This is a genomic window from Nostoc sp., assembly GCF_036917655.1.
Lineage (GTDB): Bacteria > Cyanobacteriota > Cyanobacteriia > Cyanobacteriales > Nostocaceae > Nostoc.
The window spans coordinates 1-16,970 of record NZ_JBALCY010000066.1; the positions used below are offsets into that span (position 1 = coordinate 1).

Genomic DNA, 16,970 nt, shown 5'->3' on the forward strand with positions numbered 1-16,970 from the left:
TGTAGATGCTGGTTTATCATTGTCTGCTCTTACACTTCTCAACTCATCCGTATTATCTCGTAATCTTTTTCAAAAATCAAATAGGATTCCTATATCAAGATCCGATAGATGCTTGATTTTACAGTTTTAGAATCAATCGGCGTTTGTAACGGAACAATATTCCTTCTGTCTCGAACTGTTGTAATGTACGTGTGACAGTAACTCTTGACATATTCAAAACCTCAGCTATTTCTTGATGTGTGGCATAAAAGTCAATAAGTTTTCCCTGTTCTACATCACGACCAAACTTTTTGCTTAACCATACTAAAAACTGCCATAATCGTGAGCTAATAGGTTTAGTATGGACAATGCTTAAAAGTTTTTCAACTTCCTGTATGTGGGACATAAAAGCATCTAGTTCTTCATGCCAAAACTGAGGTAATAAGACACTTGTTTCTACATTTGTGAGACATTGAATTTGGTATGGTTTGACGATCGAGAAAGGATAACCAACTAAATCTCCAGAACTCCAATAACCCAAAGTAATTAATGTTCCGTTTTCAGTCAAAGTTAGATTCCGCACTATACCTTTTTCGATACGCCACAGTATGTCATTGTGCGTGGGAATGATTTCATGACGCACGAATAGCCTAGTAGTTCTACTTTTTTCTAATGTTGATTGATAGTCCGCATTTGGGGAATAAATCATGGAAGGCGATATTATGAAAATGAGTAAAAATATTAAATTATTTGAACCTTTTTTACTAAGTAGGTAAATAAATCATCAAGAACTCGATTGGCTGATAGATAGCTGCCAGCGAGCCAACAAAATTCATCAACTATATGAATTTTGCCCTGTTTGGCAACGTTAAGTTTTGACCACAGAGGTTCTGCCATGAGTTGACGGAGAGCTGTTTTAGACTCGGCTGGATCTTTGAAGCCATAGCGCAAGATAAATAGGACATCTCCATCTATCTGGCTGAGTACCTCTGGAAATACACTGTAGCCAACAGGGCTACCCTCTTTCTTTTTAGTCCCTATTGCATCCAGATTTTGCGAAGGAGGACGGATTAGACGGGCATCCTCTAAGATCACTCCAGAGAATGAACTCTTGGTTGTCGCCTGAATTCGCTTTGGCATGAGTTGCACAACGGAAACTCGAATCTTTTTGAGTCCGGAACCCATCTTTTCTTTGAACTCGGTTAAGCGTGCGTTGTATTTGTCGATTACACGTTTTGCTGTCTCGGTTTGACCCAGAGCGTTTGCCGTCGGCATAAACGATTCTTTCCAGTCTCCACTGTTTGGCATCTTAACCAAAACGGTGGGTGCAATATGAGACAATAAACTGTAGTTGTCCCGGTTCTCATCAATCGTACCCAAGATCAAGTCCGGTTTAAGGGTCATAATCTTCTCTAGATTCGTCGGCGAAAAAGCCGCGCCAATGTCTTCAACACCAAGGTGCTTATTATCTAACCCTAGCCCTTGGAGAGTTAAAGCCAAACCTGGAGCGCCCACCAGCTTGACCCCCAGAGCTAGAGGTATTTGCACGAGCCATCGTTGGATGACGACAACTCGTTGAGGATGGACGGGAACTTGAGTTTGACCCATTGCGTGTTGGACTAGGTGGAGAGCTACAGGTGATTTTTGTCTTGAAGAAATGAGGCTGGTGTCGCGCGTTGGTAATTGAGGATTAAAGAAGCTGCAAGCAGAAACCACTGGGAGTATAAGTAGCACAATCAAGTAGAACTTCAACTTAGGCATATTGACAAAGTGAACAAGATAGAGATTGTAGCAAAGTGACTGCGGCCAAGTGCGTTAGCGTCAGCTTTGACGACAGTCATCGCCCTTGGCGGGTGTTCTGCACCATCGCCTCGCAATCTATACAAGAGAAAAAACTGAACTTAAAATGTGTTTCTTTGAGTCCAACTTCCTTTGGCATAGAGCTTCTTTCCTCAAAACTTCCAACTCACTGTTCCCTGCACTGTAAATGGATCTTCAGGATAAACAAGTTGAATAGTTCGCGGGGTGAAGTACTGAACATTGAACAAATTTTTAAAGTTGAGTGCGAGGCTAAGGTGGCCTTTTTGGTAGTACACAGCTGCATCAGTACGTACATAACTGGGTACACTGAACGCATTGTTCAAATCTCCCTGCCGCTCGCCGACATAAAACAAACCCAAGCCAAATCCTAATCCTTGCAGGTTACTCTTGGAAAAAGTATAAGTCGTCCATAAACTCGCACTATTAAAAGGGACGTTCGGTAGTCGATTGCCAATGGCATATACATTATCCTTTGTCACCTGTGCATCCGTGTAAGCATAGGAGCCAATCACATTCCAACCAGGCAATAAAGCGATGTTCCAAGTTATAGCCCAACAGAACAGAGCTAGTGTCGTTTTTGGCGTTCACATCCAATGTGTTAAGAGTGAGCGGAATCTTTCCGTTTGGGTTCGACAAAACAGTTCCTACAGCAGGTAGCCCGGTTCTGGGGAACTGCTGCTGGTATCGGAACTCTGTTTCAAAAGTCACTTTTGTATTGGGATCTATTTGCCAACTAACAACGGGCGCAATTAGATAACGCTGAGAGTTAAAAAAGTCAACAAAGCTTTCTGTATTGAAGTAAGAAACATTTAAACGATAAAGGAGCGTTTTGTCAGAATTAAGAGGCCCAGAAATATCTAAAGTTGGTTGATACAAACTATAACTACCGGCAGTCATACTAGCAGCAAAGTAAGGCTCACTCAGGGGCTGCTTAGTGATAAAATTAACCGTGCCACCTGGATTACCTTGTCCGTAAAGGACAGAGGCAGGTCCTCTAAGAACCTCTATCTGTTCAATGTCGTTGAGTTGAGTTTGTCCGGTTGTAGCTCCTCCTACATAGTCCTTAAGACCGTTGCGAAGGAGGTTGCTCGTTTGAAAACCCCTAATTGTGAAGACATCACCATTACTCGGCGAATTGAAAGCCTGGATAACACCGACGCTTCTTAAAGCATCAATAGCGTTAACGGCTCCTTGAGCCTCCCAACTCTGCCGGGGAACCACTTGAACCGATTGAGGAATGTCGCGTACTGGCGTTGGTGTTTTTGTGGCTGTACTCGCGTCAGGAACGTTATAGCTTCCTGCCGCCGCTCCAATCACGTCTAACTCAATGGGTGGTTGTTGCTTTGGTGTTGGCTGCTGTGCGGTAGATGCAGTACTTGTCACCCCAAATACTAAACCTTCACTCTGACTATCAAATAATTCCACTACAGGCGCACCCGTTTCCCCAACTACTGTCACCCGCAGCGTGTTAGCGTCCACATTAGCAACTGTAACTAGTGCAATTCCTGCTACTGGCTTTGATTGTTGAAAACTCTCTCTACTCGCCAATTGCAACTGAGCATTGGGTATATTCACAATGTAGGAATTACCTTCAGTTTTCGGTAAAACTGATAACTGCTCAGAATTGGAAGTAACTAAAATTAACTCTATTCCTTTGTCAGTGGTGTTTACCTTCACATCTGTGACTGACACAACAGGAGTTGTGGGTTGACTTATTTGAGAAACAGAGTTCTGATTCCTGGGTGTCCTGAATAAATATGCTGCACTATTCTTACTAAATTGCAACTCGCTGAGGCGAGGAATCTTTGTAGTTGCTTCAATTGTTGTAGTTAAAGTTTTTTGCGATGATAACTGCTGTTCACTAGCGTTAGTATTTGGGATCTCTTGACCTAAAACTGGTATAGACATCGCTAAACAAGAACTGGACAGCACAAAACTGTGCCAAAAAAAGCTAAATTGTTTTTGTAAATACACTCTTCAAACCCTCACACCCAATTGAATTAGACAAGCAATTGCAAACTGCTTACACCAGAAGTATTTCCGCTTTTCAAGCGTGCTATTCATAACTCTAAATATTTGCTATGACTTCCCCAGTCTTGCTGATGTCATAGCCACCAAGAATTTGTAATTGCGATCGCACTAGCCGATTTCCTAAGATATTGATAAACTGCTGTACTGGTGCTTCTTGCAAGTATTCCTTGAGAATCACCAAGTCGTATCGCGCACTATGAAGGGGAATAAATCCCAAACCAAAGGTAGCAGCTATAGATGCCGTACTGATACCTGCATCAGCGATTCCTGAGGCTACACATAAGGCGACATCTTGATGGTTGTGAACGATATGGTCAAATCTTTTCACAGCCTCGAATGGCACTCGTTCTTCAAGGAGTTTCCGTTCTAAAAGCATCCGATTGCCAGAACCCACTTCATGGGTGACAACAGTTGCTCCAAATTCTACTAAGTCGGAAACTGTTTTAACTCCCATTGGGTTTCCTGGTGGAACTAACAATCCCTCTTCCCAAACTCCAAGGGTGATTAAAACTGCACTCTTACCAGCTAAAGCTTCCCGCACAAAGGGAATATTATGTTCCTCAGTTTGGGGATCGTATAAGTGCATCCCTGCAATGTGAACTTCACCTCGGCACAGACTACGCAATGCCGGCTTGCTATGGGCGAAACGATAATGAACTCGCAGTTTTGGATGCCAGCGTTCAGTTGCTCTTGCTAAAACCGAAAGCACAGGTGTACAACCAGCAATCACAATTGTATTATGCAGTTTGTCCATATCATCCAGAAGCCTAACCATGACTTTATTTGTACCTGTCTGGCTCTGTGCTTCACTCTCCGAATGACGCTCGTTCTTCTCTACAAGAGGCTGCGCGTAGCTTGCTTCCCCGCAGGGGTCCGCTAACGCTGCGCTATCGCTGAGGCTAATGGCAGTTTGCTGATTCACTGCAACTACCTCACCATCAGATGGAATCATTTCGATGCGAAAAGCATCTCTGTTTAATAGGGGATAAGCTATCCATCGATCGCCAATCCGCGCTAGACTAACTTGTGATTGCCGTAGGTTAGGGGTCGAACCGACAAAAATCGCCTCAATTTTGGGTAAATCCTCCTCTGCTAGCCAGAATAAGTCCTCAACTTGGCAACCAAGTGCCTTAGCTAAACGCAAGGAAATACTAACAGAAGGAGCACATTGTCCCGTTTCCACAGCACCAATACTCTGACGGGTGACGCCAGCTATATTAGCCAGTTCTTGCTGACTCATGCCCAGACGATTCCTAATTGCCTTTAGGTTATTGCAAATATTCATATCCTGCCTCATGAGGCTGTATCTGTTTGTTACAAAAAGCCGTAGCGGACACATTTAATCTGGACTTCACAAAGGGTGTAGGGGGAATGGCACTAAGTTAAGATATAACCCTTGCCCTGACTGGTTCCTAGCCTGAAGGCTGGGAACCCATCCTGGGAGGCTCCGCCTCCTCTTTCTTGGCCAGAGGCAGAGCCTCTCGGAATACATTCCCAGCCTCCAGGCTGGGAACAAGGCAACACAAGGCTTTGGGCTTATCTTAGTGCCATTCGGTGTAGGGGAAAGCCAGATTTTCATGACTGATGGTGAAAGGTTATTCAAGTATTTACTTGACTTTTTGTTAGTTTATTACTATTTTTTTCCCCTTTTTCGCAAGCATACCATACACATTGCCAAAATAATTGCGAAAAAATAAAAAGTTTTGTCTTGCATTTTCTTAGCAATAGTGTATTTATAAATACAGAAATTTTTTAATTGTGTCGTATATGTGAACGATTTTAGGGACTTCCAAATAAAAAAATATCCAAAAATTTATTGTGGTGCGGACATCTTGCCCGCTAATCACCAAGGATGGGCATCTTGCCCATCCCACAAGATGGAATAATTTATTTTTTGGAGTTCCCTTAAGCCTAAATATTTTCGTGCAACGTACCCGTGCCTACATGTTAAACATCAGATTTTTATTAGCGATCGCATGATTGAAAATTGATTGCTGATGTGTTTCGTCGGAATCAGAATTTGTAGTTATTATCTGAAATATGGTTATGTGCCGATGCCGGCGCATAAGGCTTGCAACCTTGAGGCGATGTCTACGACGGGCTACGCCTACGCATAATTCACACTTGGATTCAGCAAGGCCCAGACAAAATTCTGATGCGAATGGTGAATTTAAGATATCCTTGTTTATGATTTTCGGATAAACTAATAGGCAGATGCTACAGACTAGCTATTTGGTTGTAGGTAGAGGACACATTGGTTTAGCGACTGCTGTCTATTTGAGTAATCAAGGCTATACTGTTTACCTTTTCTCTCGCCGTTCTTCCATTCTTGCCCAGACAAAAACCATTCACTCAATTGGAGCAGTTTCTCCCGGAAGTTATCCAGTTGCAGCTTGTTCTAATAATATTTATGAATTAATGGCACTAAATGGTGGTAGACTACCACAGAACTTGGTAATCTGTTGTCGCGGTCAAGACATTGAACCCTACGCCAGGATTTTAGCTGAATATATCAATCCTCAAATGAACATTCTGGTTTTCTGTGCTAGTCGCTTTGCAGGTCGAGTTTTTTGTAAGGTACTCCAGAGACTGGGAATAGCTAAGGAACAGTTGCCTGCTGTGGCTGATGTCAACAATACTCCGTTCGTCAGTCGCGGTAATACGGAGGATCAAATCAGGATTAGCACGCTTAGCAACAAGTTCTTTGTGGCAGCTCAGAACCGAACCATGACAACTCGGATTGTGACCGCTTACCAAGCTGTGTTTAGTAATTTATGTCCTGCTGCTTCGGTTTTAGAAATTAATCTCAATAAAGTTAATGACATTATCCACCTTCCTCTGCTTCTGGTTTCATTAGCTAGATGGGAATCTGGTGAGGATTACAACCTCTATCATAACCTTGGTTCCCGTACTGTTGGACTCATTGACCACCTAGATCGCGATCGCATAGCAGTGGGTGAAGCACTGGGAATCCTCAACTTAATTGATATCAAAAGCCACTATCAAATCGCATACGGAACCACCGGATCATCCCTTTATGAACATATGCAGCAGGTTGGAGCTTACTCCAGTACAACGCTGTGTAACCCTCATCATCGCTATTTGGTTGAGGATCTGCCTTATGGCTGTTTTCCCCTACAAGTTTTAGCTCGCCTCGCTGGAGTGGAAACACCATTTCTGGACAGTTGCATCACAATAGGAAATAAGTTCCTTGACATACCTCTAGAGTGGACTGCTGAGTTTCTGGAATTGGATCGGCATCAGCTCAGTCAAGAACTTTATTGATATTACCATTTTTGACCTGCCCTCCTTAGCTGTTGCGTATTTAATTTGTATATGCGACGCGGGCAAGATGCCCGGACTACAATAATTTTACGTTTTCGTATTATACAATTTAGCTGCACATCAGCTTATTCATCGGAGTTGAATTTAATTAAGATTTTATGACGGTTTTTGGCGGATAAAGTCGAGCTAAGAAAACTCATCTAAAATCTTCTCTCCACTGCGCCCATTATCAATAAAGCTGCTAACAAGCTGGGAATCTTTTGGAGACAGATCATGTCTAACCAGGGGAGCAACTAATAGTGAACGTAGCCCCAGAATAATGAACATTCTAATCGTATGCATCGACACAACCACACCAGTATCGCCACCGAAATGAACGGTGCTGGCAACCATTGCTTGTGTTCCTGTAGGCATTGAGCCGAGTATAGCGCCTATCGTATCGATGTTCGTAACTAAATGAAACTCGTATCCGACTACCGAGCAAACTACAATTAGCAACAGCGCCAAAACAACTTCAATCAGAATTGCTTTCACCAGCCGACGAACACCTTGCAGGTTGAACTGCAAACCTGTGGCGAAACCGATAAATAGCAACGCGCTGTCAAAGATTATATCGGGAACCTGTATATTGTACGGCAGTGTCCAACAGGCGAGCAATCCTACAAACAAAGGTGCGAAAAATGTGGAAGCAGGAAAGTGGATTTGGCTACCCAACCAGACACCCAAGCCGACGCACGCAACGATAATGAGTAAATTTAAAGACATTTGTATTGGCGTACTACTCGTTGCAGGCATTTGACTGCGATCGCAGTCAAATGCGAATCTAAGTAAACACCTGGAACGAATAAACCAACTGCAAGTGGAACTACCACAATAATCAGTATACTACGCAGGTACTGGAGAATCGCAACGGCGATCGCATCAGCACCGACTTCCTCACTCAATGTAATAAGACTAGGGATGATGCAGGGGATAGACGCTAAAAGCGCAGTTGACCAATCCAATCCACCTAAGCGGCTGAGAAGATAACCGTTGAGGATACTCGCACTACTTGTGATCGCAATACAAATAAGTAATGGTATAGCATGGGTTGACATCATAGTCACGCTATCCCAGGAGAATTCGGTGGCAACCGAAATACCAAGAACTGCCTGTCCAATAATTGAAAAGGCTGGAGACATTGGTTGAGGAATTTTTTGACTCATGGTATAGATAATCCCCACAACCAATGGGCCGAGCAGCCAGCTCATGGGGACATGCAACCAGTCCAACAGTAAACCAGCGACGCTGGCTGCAAATAGCAATGCGGCAGTTTTCGCAATTCTTAGAATATCTGAGACATTACTTGGCAAAACGTTCACATTGTTATTCATCTGGAGAATATCCCTCTTCTGTCACTCTCCGAAAACTTTTGCCATTTCTGAATTCTAGAGCTTTTGTATACGAAGGGAATGTATGTTTTGTCAATCCTATTTGAGATGCGCTTACCCTGATGATCATTGAGTTAATAATAGTTGGCAGTATCTGAATTCAATTCAAACTTTGATTGATCTGGCACTTATCCAACTCCAAAAACTCAACTGTCCACTGTAAAGATATATTAACACTAAACCAAAAAGTTTTTCTCCCAAGAGCGATGCCTGCCGCAGGCTGCGCCTACCCGAAATCACTAGTATTATTCAATACTCTCAAATACGTGATTTATTAACCAGCAGACATAATATATTAGACAGCAAGTTAGCTCGACTTTATCCAAAATTAAGAACTTGGTTCTCTTGATACGGCAAAACCCTAGCTTTTTGGAAAAAGTAAAACTACCGTCTCATAAAGCTTTCAGCGTCAGCTTGAGCATTGCCAAAAAATGGATAAAGTCGAGCTAAGATAATCAACCATTTGTCAATAATTAATAGTGCTTAAAATATCATCAAAATCGAGGACGCAAACACAGTTTTCAAGGCAACTATGATTACAGTAGGCTATTTGGCTACAACCTTTTTCCAATCAGATTAAATATGTCGGCTACGGCTTTTTGTAGTTTCTCAATATCTTGCTCGATTAGTGCGATCGCAATTAGAGGTGATCAGTAGCTATGACATCAGAAACATTGGGGAAGTTGTAGCAAATATTTAGAGTCATGAATCATTGCTTCATTATGAACAACATTATATCTGGAACAACTACAGCCATTAATGTTTTACTGGGACTAGCAACTTATAATTTATTAATAAAATATTATCTTAATGATATATACGCTAAAAAGTCGTTTATATTTATTATTAAAATGCTGCAATTTATTCATTAGAGAGTTAGCTAGTGACACAAACAACTCAATACGCACACTACATGCAGGCTGACCAACGCCCTAGTATCAAGGAGCCGATAGAAGTCTCACCTTTAGTCGGTAACTGGGTCAATACTAAATCGGATACTAATTATTTGGTGCGAGTGGTTCTGACTGAACAAGGCGATCGCCTTGTGTTTCAGGGTTATGGAGCCAACGAACCCTCACCAATTGACTGGGGTGAGGTTGAGGCAACGCCTTACGCTGTCGGAAGCTCACTTACAGCAGGGGGATTCCACGCTTTTTACAAGCTAGATGGGATTGAGACACATCTTGTGGCAAACCAAAAATTGGGAATCTTGGTCATTCAGTCCTATACCCGCTACGTAGATGGTAGTGGTCGAACTGATCATTTTGCCCGTGAGTTTTTTCATCGCTAGTAAGAAGAGGAAGATTTGAAGATGGAACGAAACGAAATTTACGGTACTCAGCCCAAGGACACCGTGATTGATTTCACGCCTTATTTAGGAACCTGGATAAACTCCAACACAAAGACTACATGGATCGAGAAATTTACCTTAACCAAGCATAATGAGCAAATTATTATGCACGCTTACGGTGCCCAGTCCCTCAAAGATTGGGGTGAGACTGAGGTGACACCGTTTGTAGATAATATCAATGAGAAGGCTTTCTGTGCAAGATACGATCGCGATTCAGTAGAATCCTTGTTGGCAGCGAACATGAACAAAGATTTGTGGGTTATTGCTGCGTTTCACAAGTTCAAGGATGGCAGCCAACCCAATTTTCTGTGTCGGGAGTTTTATTATCGGCCAGACTAAGCTGAAGTTCCTGCTTGCATTTGGACTAAAAAAGCTCATAAGGCTTGCTGTACAAAAAGTCTAGGGTTTAACACCATTCGACACTGTACCCATGTAAACGCTAGAACTAAACGCCTTGTCATTACCTACATTTTTCAAGGGACTGGGTGATAAGGGATTTCCAAAAAATAAAATCCTCAGTAAAGAGCAATGATAATCATTGTAGAGGGTGGGGAGTCAGAGCTGCGATCGCAGCCCTGACTCCCCTTTTTGTAATAATGGGACTTAAACATTTTTGAGGCAGAAACAAGCCCCAAACCCATATAGAGCAAGGAAAATACACCAAAGGATTAAAAATGCTTGAAACCTAGATATATCAATAAAATAGGCAAAACGATGTCAAAATCTTTCTGTATATACGTTTAATGGTTTTTTCTGGCTACTTTTTGTCTAAGTCCCAATAAGTTCAATTATGTATAGTTTAAGTTTTTGGGTATCTAAGAGGATGTTTTAAAAGTCCTCTGGTCGGTAGCAAAACGTTTTAGATCCCCCTAAATCCCCCGATAATTTGGGGGACTTTCAGAGACTTTGCCCCCCTTAAAAAGGGGGGTTGGGGGGATCAACAAGTGTCTAAAATTACAGCCAACCACTTTTAAAACATCCTCTAAAAGTGTCAATTGAAAGGTGCAGCATAAGTGTTAGGTGATTTCTAGGAAAGAATTTACTGATGGAGTAAAATGTATTCTTGATGCGAAGAAAACAGGAGCAAGCATTTGGATACGTTAGCCCTAACAGCTGCACCCAAATCATTAACACCATCGCAAATCGAAGACTTGCGGTTGGCAGCATCGAAAATGAATGGAGTAGAACGTTGGACTTTTTAGGCTGAGAGAGAAGGTTATACCAACGCAATGACGAACTATCTTATATTTATATCCAGCTACTTAACTGCGCTTTTTCTGTTGTTTTGAGTTGAGAGATTATCGAGTATTCATCCAAAAAAACATCTAGACTAAACTCATATATAGTTAGAATAGTCTGTCTATTTTCATTACAAAATATCTTATTTTTCTCCTCCAAATTATATTTCTAATATAGACAAAACTGTCTATATATAACTGGTTATCTCCCTGATATTTCAATGTTAATTTCCGTTATTGTTATGAATCTTACTATTATTAATTACAGCTATTGTTAGGATTTTAAAATCAAGGGACTCAAAGAATTTTTCTTCTAAGAATACAAAGCCTCGAAGAATCTTTCTTGTGTCGCTTGACAAATTAGTGTCAATATACAGGCAAAGAAAGAGTTTCATTCATCTTTGCAGTCGTGCTGTTAGTAGCAAAAACTGTACTTCTTGAGATACGCGCTACTCGGATTAAAGATTTCGGCTATTGCTTACCTAGAGAGGATTTTAGGCTAATAAATAGAGCTAACAAATAATTCGACAAGCGACACCGCGCCTTCTAACTCCTAAATATTGACTCTTTTGTATTAATTTTCAGCACGAGGAAAGGCATGAAACATACTCAAGTAACAATCAACGAAACAGCTTGTAAACATAACCCAAAAAAATTGGGTGACAAGAAAAAACTAACTTGCACAAAACCACCACAACCAGGTGCAAACCAAGGAAATTGTCCTTTAGATGGAGCGATGGTTTCTGTCGGAGCTATTACTGATGTTGTTCATTTGGTACATGGTGCTGTTGCTTGTACTCATAATCCTTGGGCGACTCATGGTAGCCTCTCATCAGGCTCTCAATTATACCAAACTGCTTTTACTACTGATTTTGGTGAGAATAATATCGTTTTTGGTGGTGAAAAGAAACTGTACAAAGCTATTCTCGATGTTGCTCAACGCTATAATCCTGCGGCTGTTTTTGTCTACGCTACTTGTATTACCGCTTTGATTGGTGATGATATCGATAGTGTTTGTAAACTGGCTGCACAGAAAATTGATATTCCGGTTGTCTATATAAATTCGCCTGGATTTCTTGGTAGTAAAAATTTAGGTAATCGCATCGGCAATGAGACTTTGTTGAAATATGTAATCGGAACGGCAGAACCAGAATTTATCACCCCTTTCGATATCAATATTATTGGTGAGTACAACGTTGCTGGTGATTTGTGGAATGTTTTACCACTGTTCAAGAGATTGGGTATACGCGTTCTCTCCAAAATTACGGGTGATGCTCGCTATAAAGAAGTTTGCTATGCTCATCGTGCCAAGTTGAATGTAGTCATTTGCTCAAATGTAGTGCTGCCAATGGCGCAAACAATGAAAGAACTTTATGGAATTCCTTATGTTGAAGAATCTTTCTTCGGTGTAGAAAACTTAAATGATTGCTTGCGAAATATTGCCGCAACATTAGGGGATAAATATCTTCAAGAACGTACAGAATGGTTGATAAGAGAAGAAAAGGCAGCCCTAAATATTGCCCTAGCTCCCTACCGTGCCCTGTTGAAAGGCAAGCGGATTATTCTTTCTACTGGTGGTGTAAAAATTTGGTCGATTATTTTAGCTGCCAAAGATTTAGGAATGGAAGTGATTGCTACCACTAACGCCAAGACTACAGAAGAGGAGAAAGCCAAAATTAAAGAATATCTTGGTCAAGATGGCATTGTTTTGCCCCAAGCAACCCCTGAAGTCTTATTACAGGTAATGAAGGATACAAAAGCTGATGTGGTTATTACCGGGAATGGCAATAAATATACGGCACTCAAAGCACAAATTCCTTTTTTGGATATTAACCATGAACGCCATCATGCCTACGCTGGTTATATAGGGCTGGTGGAACTGGCACGAGAATTGTATAAAGCTTTGTATAGTCCAGTGTGGGAGCAAGTCAGGAAACCTGCTCCTTGGGATGAAAAAATCAACTATGATGTCGCTTGATAAATCATTTGTCAAGCCACAGAATCACACAAACGGTCTTTTTTATCACAAGTTACCTCAATCTCTTTAATGTAATTTATATTGCAAATTATTACTCTGTAAGGTCTTCTTGGCGAGTTGGGTGGGTGTTGAAATAGGCACGATCAAAGGATTGCCCTAGAATCTCCTGACCGATTGAAGACAAAACGCGATCGCAATTATCATGCAATACGTAAAAGGATAAATCTCGCAATATTCGCTCCACAGGACTCGGTTTAATCAAGGAGCGAGATCCACAAGCGTGTATGCAGTCGTTCACCGTTTCCAAAGCCAGTTGTTCAGTTATGTAACGGGCGCGATTGCCTGCTTGTTTTGCCCCTAATACCTGGCCTGTTTCCCAAAGAGTGGCTACTTGCCGCAGCCAGAGATGCATAGTATCTATATTAATTGCTGCCTTAGCAATTCGGTGTTGTACGTAGGGGTCGTGTGCTTTTTCCTGTTTTTTGATGTATCCTAAAGTATAATCATAGGCTCCTTCAGCAGCTCCGAGAAAAGCAGCGCCATATTGAGGTGTAAACCGCGTTTGCCACTCCTGTTGGATGTACTGTCCTGGATAGCCAATCAAGTTTTCTTTAGGGATGAAAGTACCTTCAAAGCGAACTAAGTAACTCACTGTACCTCTCATCCCAATTGGCTGCCACCAACTATCATCAAAGCTAATACTGGGGTCAGATAAGTCGCAGGCTAGTAACAATACTGATGTCGGTGAGCCATTGCTATGACGCGCTCCCCCAGGCCCTGCTGTGTTGACCAAGAGAATTGCCCACTGTGCTTCTGGGGCACTGGTAGCGAATACCTTTGTGCCATCAATGATGTATCCCTCATCTACCACTTGCACACTTGTGCCAAGGCTGGCTTTTTGATCTGGAATCTGAGACTGGGGTTCTCCACTCCAAGCCGCCCATATCTCTCCACGCTGGACAATACCCTCAAACCAGCGCTTTTTCTGAGACTCATTAGCCATAGCCGCTAGTAAAACTTGGGCATTTGCGTGTCCTTCCCAGCAACGGGCTAGGGATAAATCTACTTTTGCCAGTTCCTTAGTCATCATCCACAGGGTAAAGATATCGCTATCATGTCCTAACCCTAGACCACCGTATTCAGTTGGCACAACAGGCGCATTCAGACCTGCTTGAAAAAGGTCTTCAAAATCTTCTTTTGGGAAGCTAGCATTGTGGTCATAACTAGCGGCACGAGAGGCGAACTTATCGCGTGCAAGTTGGCTAATGCGCTCAATTAGAGTTTGCTTGTTGAGAGTTAGATTGAATATCATTTAATAGAGTTTTATGGACTTGTTTTTAGTTACTAATCTTACATTTTGCATCAGTTGGTTTATTGCAATTTGTGTAAGTAGGTTATTTTAATGCGGTATGAATAATAATTATGTTGGCAAATAAAAGCAATATGGTAATAAGCATAAATAAAAAGATGATTACATACTGTTTGTTTGCCTTCTTGTATGTGGATTTGAGACTGACAACTCGAAAATTAACCACCAATAAAAATGATGTTACACTTTTGTACACTTTATTCATTTACTCCTGGTTTCTTCCAGTGGGGTGCAAGATATAAGTAAATAAATCATCAATAACTCGATTAGCTGATAGATAGCTACCAGTGAGCCAATAAAAATCATCAACTACATAAACTTTACCCTGCCTAACAACGTTAAGCTTTGACCACAAAGGTTCTGCCATTAGTTGATGGACAGCTATCTTTGACTGTGCGGGGTCTTTGAAGCCGTAGCGCACTATAAATAGGATATCCCCATCTATCTGGGTCAGGACTTCTGGAGAGATATTGTAGCCAACGGGGTTGCCCGCTTTCTTTTGAGTTGCTTTAGCATCCAGATTTTGCGAAGGAGGACGGATTAGACCAGCATCCTCTATAATCACTCCAGAGAATGCACCCTTGGTTAGTGGGTTAATCGTCTCTGGGATGAGGCGCACAACGGAAACTAAAGTTTTTTTGAGTCGGGAACCCATCTTTTGTTTGAATTCGGCTAAACGTATGCTGTAGTTGTCCATTAAACGTTTTGCTGTCTCGGTTTTCCCCAGAGCTTTTGCTGCTGGCATAAACGGTTGTTTCCAGTCTCCATTGCTTTTCACCTTAAGTAGAACGGTGGGTGCAATGTGAGACCATAAACTGTAAGTATCCTGATTCCGCATCGTGCCCAAGATCAAGTCCGGCTTGAGAGTCATAACCTTCTCCATGTTCGGCGGCGTCAGAAGCGCGCCAATGTCTTCAATGCCTGGGTGCTTATCCTCTAACCCTAGCCCTTGGAGAGTTGAAGCCAAACCTGGAGCACCCACCAGATTGACTCCCAAAGCTAGAGGTATTTCCACTAGCCACGGATCTATGACGACAACTCGTTGAGGATGGACGGGAACTAGAGTTTGACCCATTGCGTGTTGGACTACGTGGACAGGCACAGGTGATGTTTGACTTGAGGGAACGACGGCTATATCGCGGGTCGGTGGTAATTGACGACCAAAGGAACTGCAAGCAGAAATCACCAAGAGCATGAGCAGCACAACAAAGCAGAACTTAGGCATATTGACAAAGTGAAGAATATAGAGGTTATGTTATGGCGATCGCATATTCGCTGTACAAAAGATTATGTTGCAAAAACTTGCGTGCAAAGGACAAAAGGTCTGTAGAAAAATGTCTGTTTTTTCAACTCCTGCACCCATCGATATATTGTGTATGCTCTACCTCAAGACCCTGTGCCATCATTTCTTTTTTAGAGGTAAACACAAAGGTGTCCCTGTTACTGGGTCTGGTACAATTCGACAAGCTAATCCAAACACCTCCTGCACCATTTCTTCTGTCATGACATCTGCTGGAGTTCCATAAGCCATAACAGCGCCATCACGTAAAGCTACTAGCTGATGAGCATAACGACACGCCTGATTCAGGTCATGCAACACCATGACAATTGTTCTTCCCTCAAGTTGATTCAAATCCCACAGTAATTCCAGCACCTCCACTTGATGAGCTAAATCTAAGAAAGTTGTCGGTTCATCCAATAGTAGAATCTGCGTATCTTGTGCCAAAGTCATGGCTATCCAAGCACGTTGCTTCTGTCCACCAGAAAGGGTATCTACGGCTCTATGGGCTAATTCGTTTAGGTCTGTAATTGTTAGTGCTTTGAGGACTTGACGTTCATCTTCAGTTGTCCAAGATTGCAGCCAACTTTTTTGATATGGATAACGACCTTGTGCTACCAAATCTCGTACAGTCAATCCTTCTGGTGCAACTGGCCCTTGAGGAAGAATACCGAGTTGTTGTGCAACTTTGGTCGTTGACTGTCGAAAAATATCAGCACCATTGAGATATACAGTACCAATATGGGGTTTGAGTAATCTGGCTAAACCTCGTAGTAGAGTAGATTTCCCACAACCATTGGGGCCAACTAGAGCAGTAATTTGTCCTGTGGGAATTAACAGGTTAAGACCGGATATGATGGGTTTGCCATCGTAAGCCAGACCCAGATGTTGGGTTTCAAGGACTGTGTTGTCCATAAGACTTTCTTATTGCTTGGATAATTGGTCTGAAAGTGCGTAGCTGCAAAGCGGTTTTTGCTGGCAAATCGCATAGTGCCTTGTTGCGTTCGCCCTTGGCGTTGGCAAAGCGATCGCTTTTGAATCCAACTAATGATTCCTGGCAGGGGAATAACCAAAATCCAATTGATCAAGCTAGTCAAAATGCTGGAGCAGAGCATCTTGTGAAATATCTGGTTATCACAAAGCAAATACTTCCCTGAAGTTAGCGATCGCCTCTGAGGATAGATATTTAGATCATATTACTATGATATT

Annotated in this window: 16 protein-coding genes; 6 read left to right on the plus strand and 10 right to left on the minus strand. The window is 42.1% G+C overall.

The genetic code is table 11. The features are described from left to right. Nucleotides 1–118: 118 nt before the first annotated feature. The 5 genes from V7K30_RS23230 to V7K30_RS23250 form a co-directional block, all read right to left on the minus strand. A complete protein-coding gene (locus V7K30_RS23230; protein WP_335003294.1) occupies nt 119–688 on the minus strand; it encodes a Crp/Fnr family transcriptional regulator in 570 nt (189 codons plus the stop codon). A gap of 32 nt (nt 689–720) precedes the next feature. Then, entirely contained in the window at nt 721–1,740 is a 1,020-nt protein-coding gene (locus tag V7K30_RS23235; protein WP_335003296.1) for an iron-siderophore ABC transporter substrate-binding protein, read from the minus strand. 191 nt (nt 1,741–1,931) lie between these two features. After that, entirely contained in the window at nt 1,932–2,312 is a 381-nt protein-coding gene (locus V7K30_RS23240) for a TonB-dependent receptor domain-containing protein (RefSeq protein WP_335003419.1), read from the minus strand. Next, entirely contained in the window at nt 2,266–3,708 is a 1,443-nt protein-coding gene (locus V7K30_RS23245) for a TonB-dependent receptor plug domain-containing protein (RefSeq protein ID WP_335003298.1), read from the minus strand. Before V7K30_RS23245 ends, V7K30_RS23240 begins: the two co-directional genes overlap by 47 nt. 160 nt (nt 3,709–3,868) lie before the next feature. Continuing rightward, a complete protein-coding gene (locus tag V7K30_RS23250; protein ID WP_442941098.1) occupies nt 3,869–5,071 on the minus strand; it encodes a substrate-binding domain-containing protein in 1,203 nt (400 codons plus the stop codon). 578 nt (nt 5,072–5,649) lie between these two features. Here V7K30_RS23250 and V7K30_RS23255 point away from each other — a divergent pair. Beyond that, nucleotides 5,650–5,811: a hypothetical protein gene (locus tag V7K30_RS23255; protein ID WP_335003301.1), complete on the plus strand. Its 162-nt coding sequence runs from the start codon at nt 5,650–5,652 to the stop codon at nt 5,809–5,811. Between the two features lie 234 nt (nt 5,812–6,045). Continuing rightward, on the plus strand, nt 6,046–7,116 hold the full coding sequence (locus tag V7K30_RS23260) for an NAD/NADP octopine/nopaline dehydrogenase family protein (protein WP_335003303.1): 1,071 nt from the start codon (nt 6,046–6,048) through the stop codon (nt 7,114–7,116). A gap of 186 nt (nt 7,117–7,302) precedes the next feature. On the opposite strand, the gene V7K30_RS23265 is transcribed toward V7K30_RS23260, so the two are convergent. Continuing rightward, nucleotides 7,303–7,881 (minus strand): AbrB family transcriptional regulator, encoded by a 579-nt coding sequence (locus V7K30_RS23265; RefSeq protein WP_335003305.1) that lies wholly within the window; start codon nt 7,879–7,881, stop codon nt 7,303–7,305. Next, nucleotides 7,872–8,489 carry an AbrB family transcriptional regulator gene (locus V7K30_RS23270; RefSeq protein ID WP_335003307.1) on the minus strand — a complete coding sequence of 206 codons (618 nt, stop codon included), beginning with the start codon at nt 8,487–8,489 and terminating at the stop codon, nt 7,872–7,874. Before V7K30_RS23270 ends, V7K30_RS23265 begins: the two co-directional genes overlap by 10 nt. Nucleotides 8,490–9,429: 940 nt before the next feature. Here V7K30_RS23270 and V7K30_RS23275 point away from each other — a divergent pair. The 3 genes from V7K30_RS23275 (at nt 9,430) to nifE (ending at nt 13,113) form a co-directional block, all read left to right on the plus strand. After that, nucleotides 9,430–9,837, plus strand: a complete 408-nt coding sequence (locus V7K30_RS23275) for a hypothetical protein (protein WP_334831770.1) — start codon at nt 9,430–9,432, stop codon at nt 9,835–9,837. A 21-nt stretch (nt 9,838–9,858) separates the two neighbouring features. Next, nucleotides 9,859–10,236, plus strand: a complete 378-nt coding sequence (locus V7K30_RS23280) for a hypothetical protein (protein WP_335003309.1) — start codon at nt 9,859–9,861, stop codon at nt 10,234–10,236. 1,497 nt (nt 10,237–11,733) lie between these two features. Then, nucleotides 11,734–13,113, plus strand: coding sequence for a nitrogenase iron-molybdenum cofactor biosynthesis protein NifE (gene nifE / locus V7K30_RS23285; protein WP_335003311.1), 1,380 nt, complete (start codon nt 11,734–11,736; stop codon nt 13,111–13,113). A 91-nt stretch (nt 13,114–13,204) separates the two neighbouring features. Here nifE and V7K30_RS23290 read toward each other — a convergent pair whose 3' ends face one another. The 3 genes from V7K30_RS23290 to V7K30_RS23300 all read right to left on the minus strand — a co-directional run bounded on the left by V7K30_RS23290 (nt 13,205) and on the right by V7K30_RS23300 (nt 16,676). Then, on the minus strand, nt 13,205–14,425 hold the full coding sequence (locus tag V7K30_RS23290; RefSeq protein ID WP_335003313.1) for an acyl-CoA dehydrogenase family protein: 1,221 nt from the start codon (nt 14,423–14,425) through the stop codon (nt 13,205–13,207). Between the two features lie 262 nt (nt 14,426–14,687). Next, a complete protein-coding gene (locus tag V7K30_RS23295; protein ID WP_335003315.1) occupies nt 14,688–15,707 on the minus strand; it encodes an iron-siderophore ABC transporter substrate-binding protein in 1,020 nt (339 codons plus the stop codon). Nucleotides 15,708–15,884: 177 nt separating this feature from the next. Beyond that, complete coding sequence (locus V7K30_RS23300) at nt 15,885–16,676, minus strand: ABC transporter ATP-binding protein (RefSeq protein WP_335003317.1); 792 nt, start codon at nt 16,674–16,676, stop codon at nt 15,885–15,887. Between the two features lie 35 nt (nt 16,677–16,711). On the opposite strand from V7K30_RS23300, the gene V7K30_RS23305 reads away from it, so the two are divergent. Next, a complete protein-coding gene (locus tag V7K30_RS23305) occupies nt 16,712–16,918 on the plus strand; it encodes a hypothetical protein (protein ID WP_335003319.1) in 207 nt (68 codons plus the stop codon). Nucleotides 16,919–16,970: the final 52 nt, after the last annotated feature.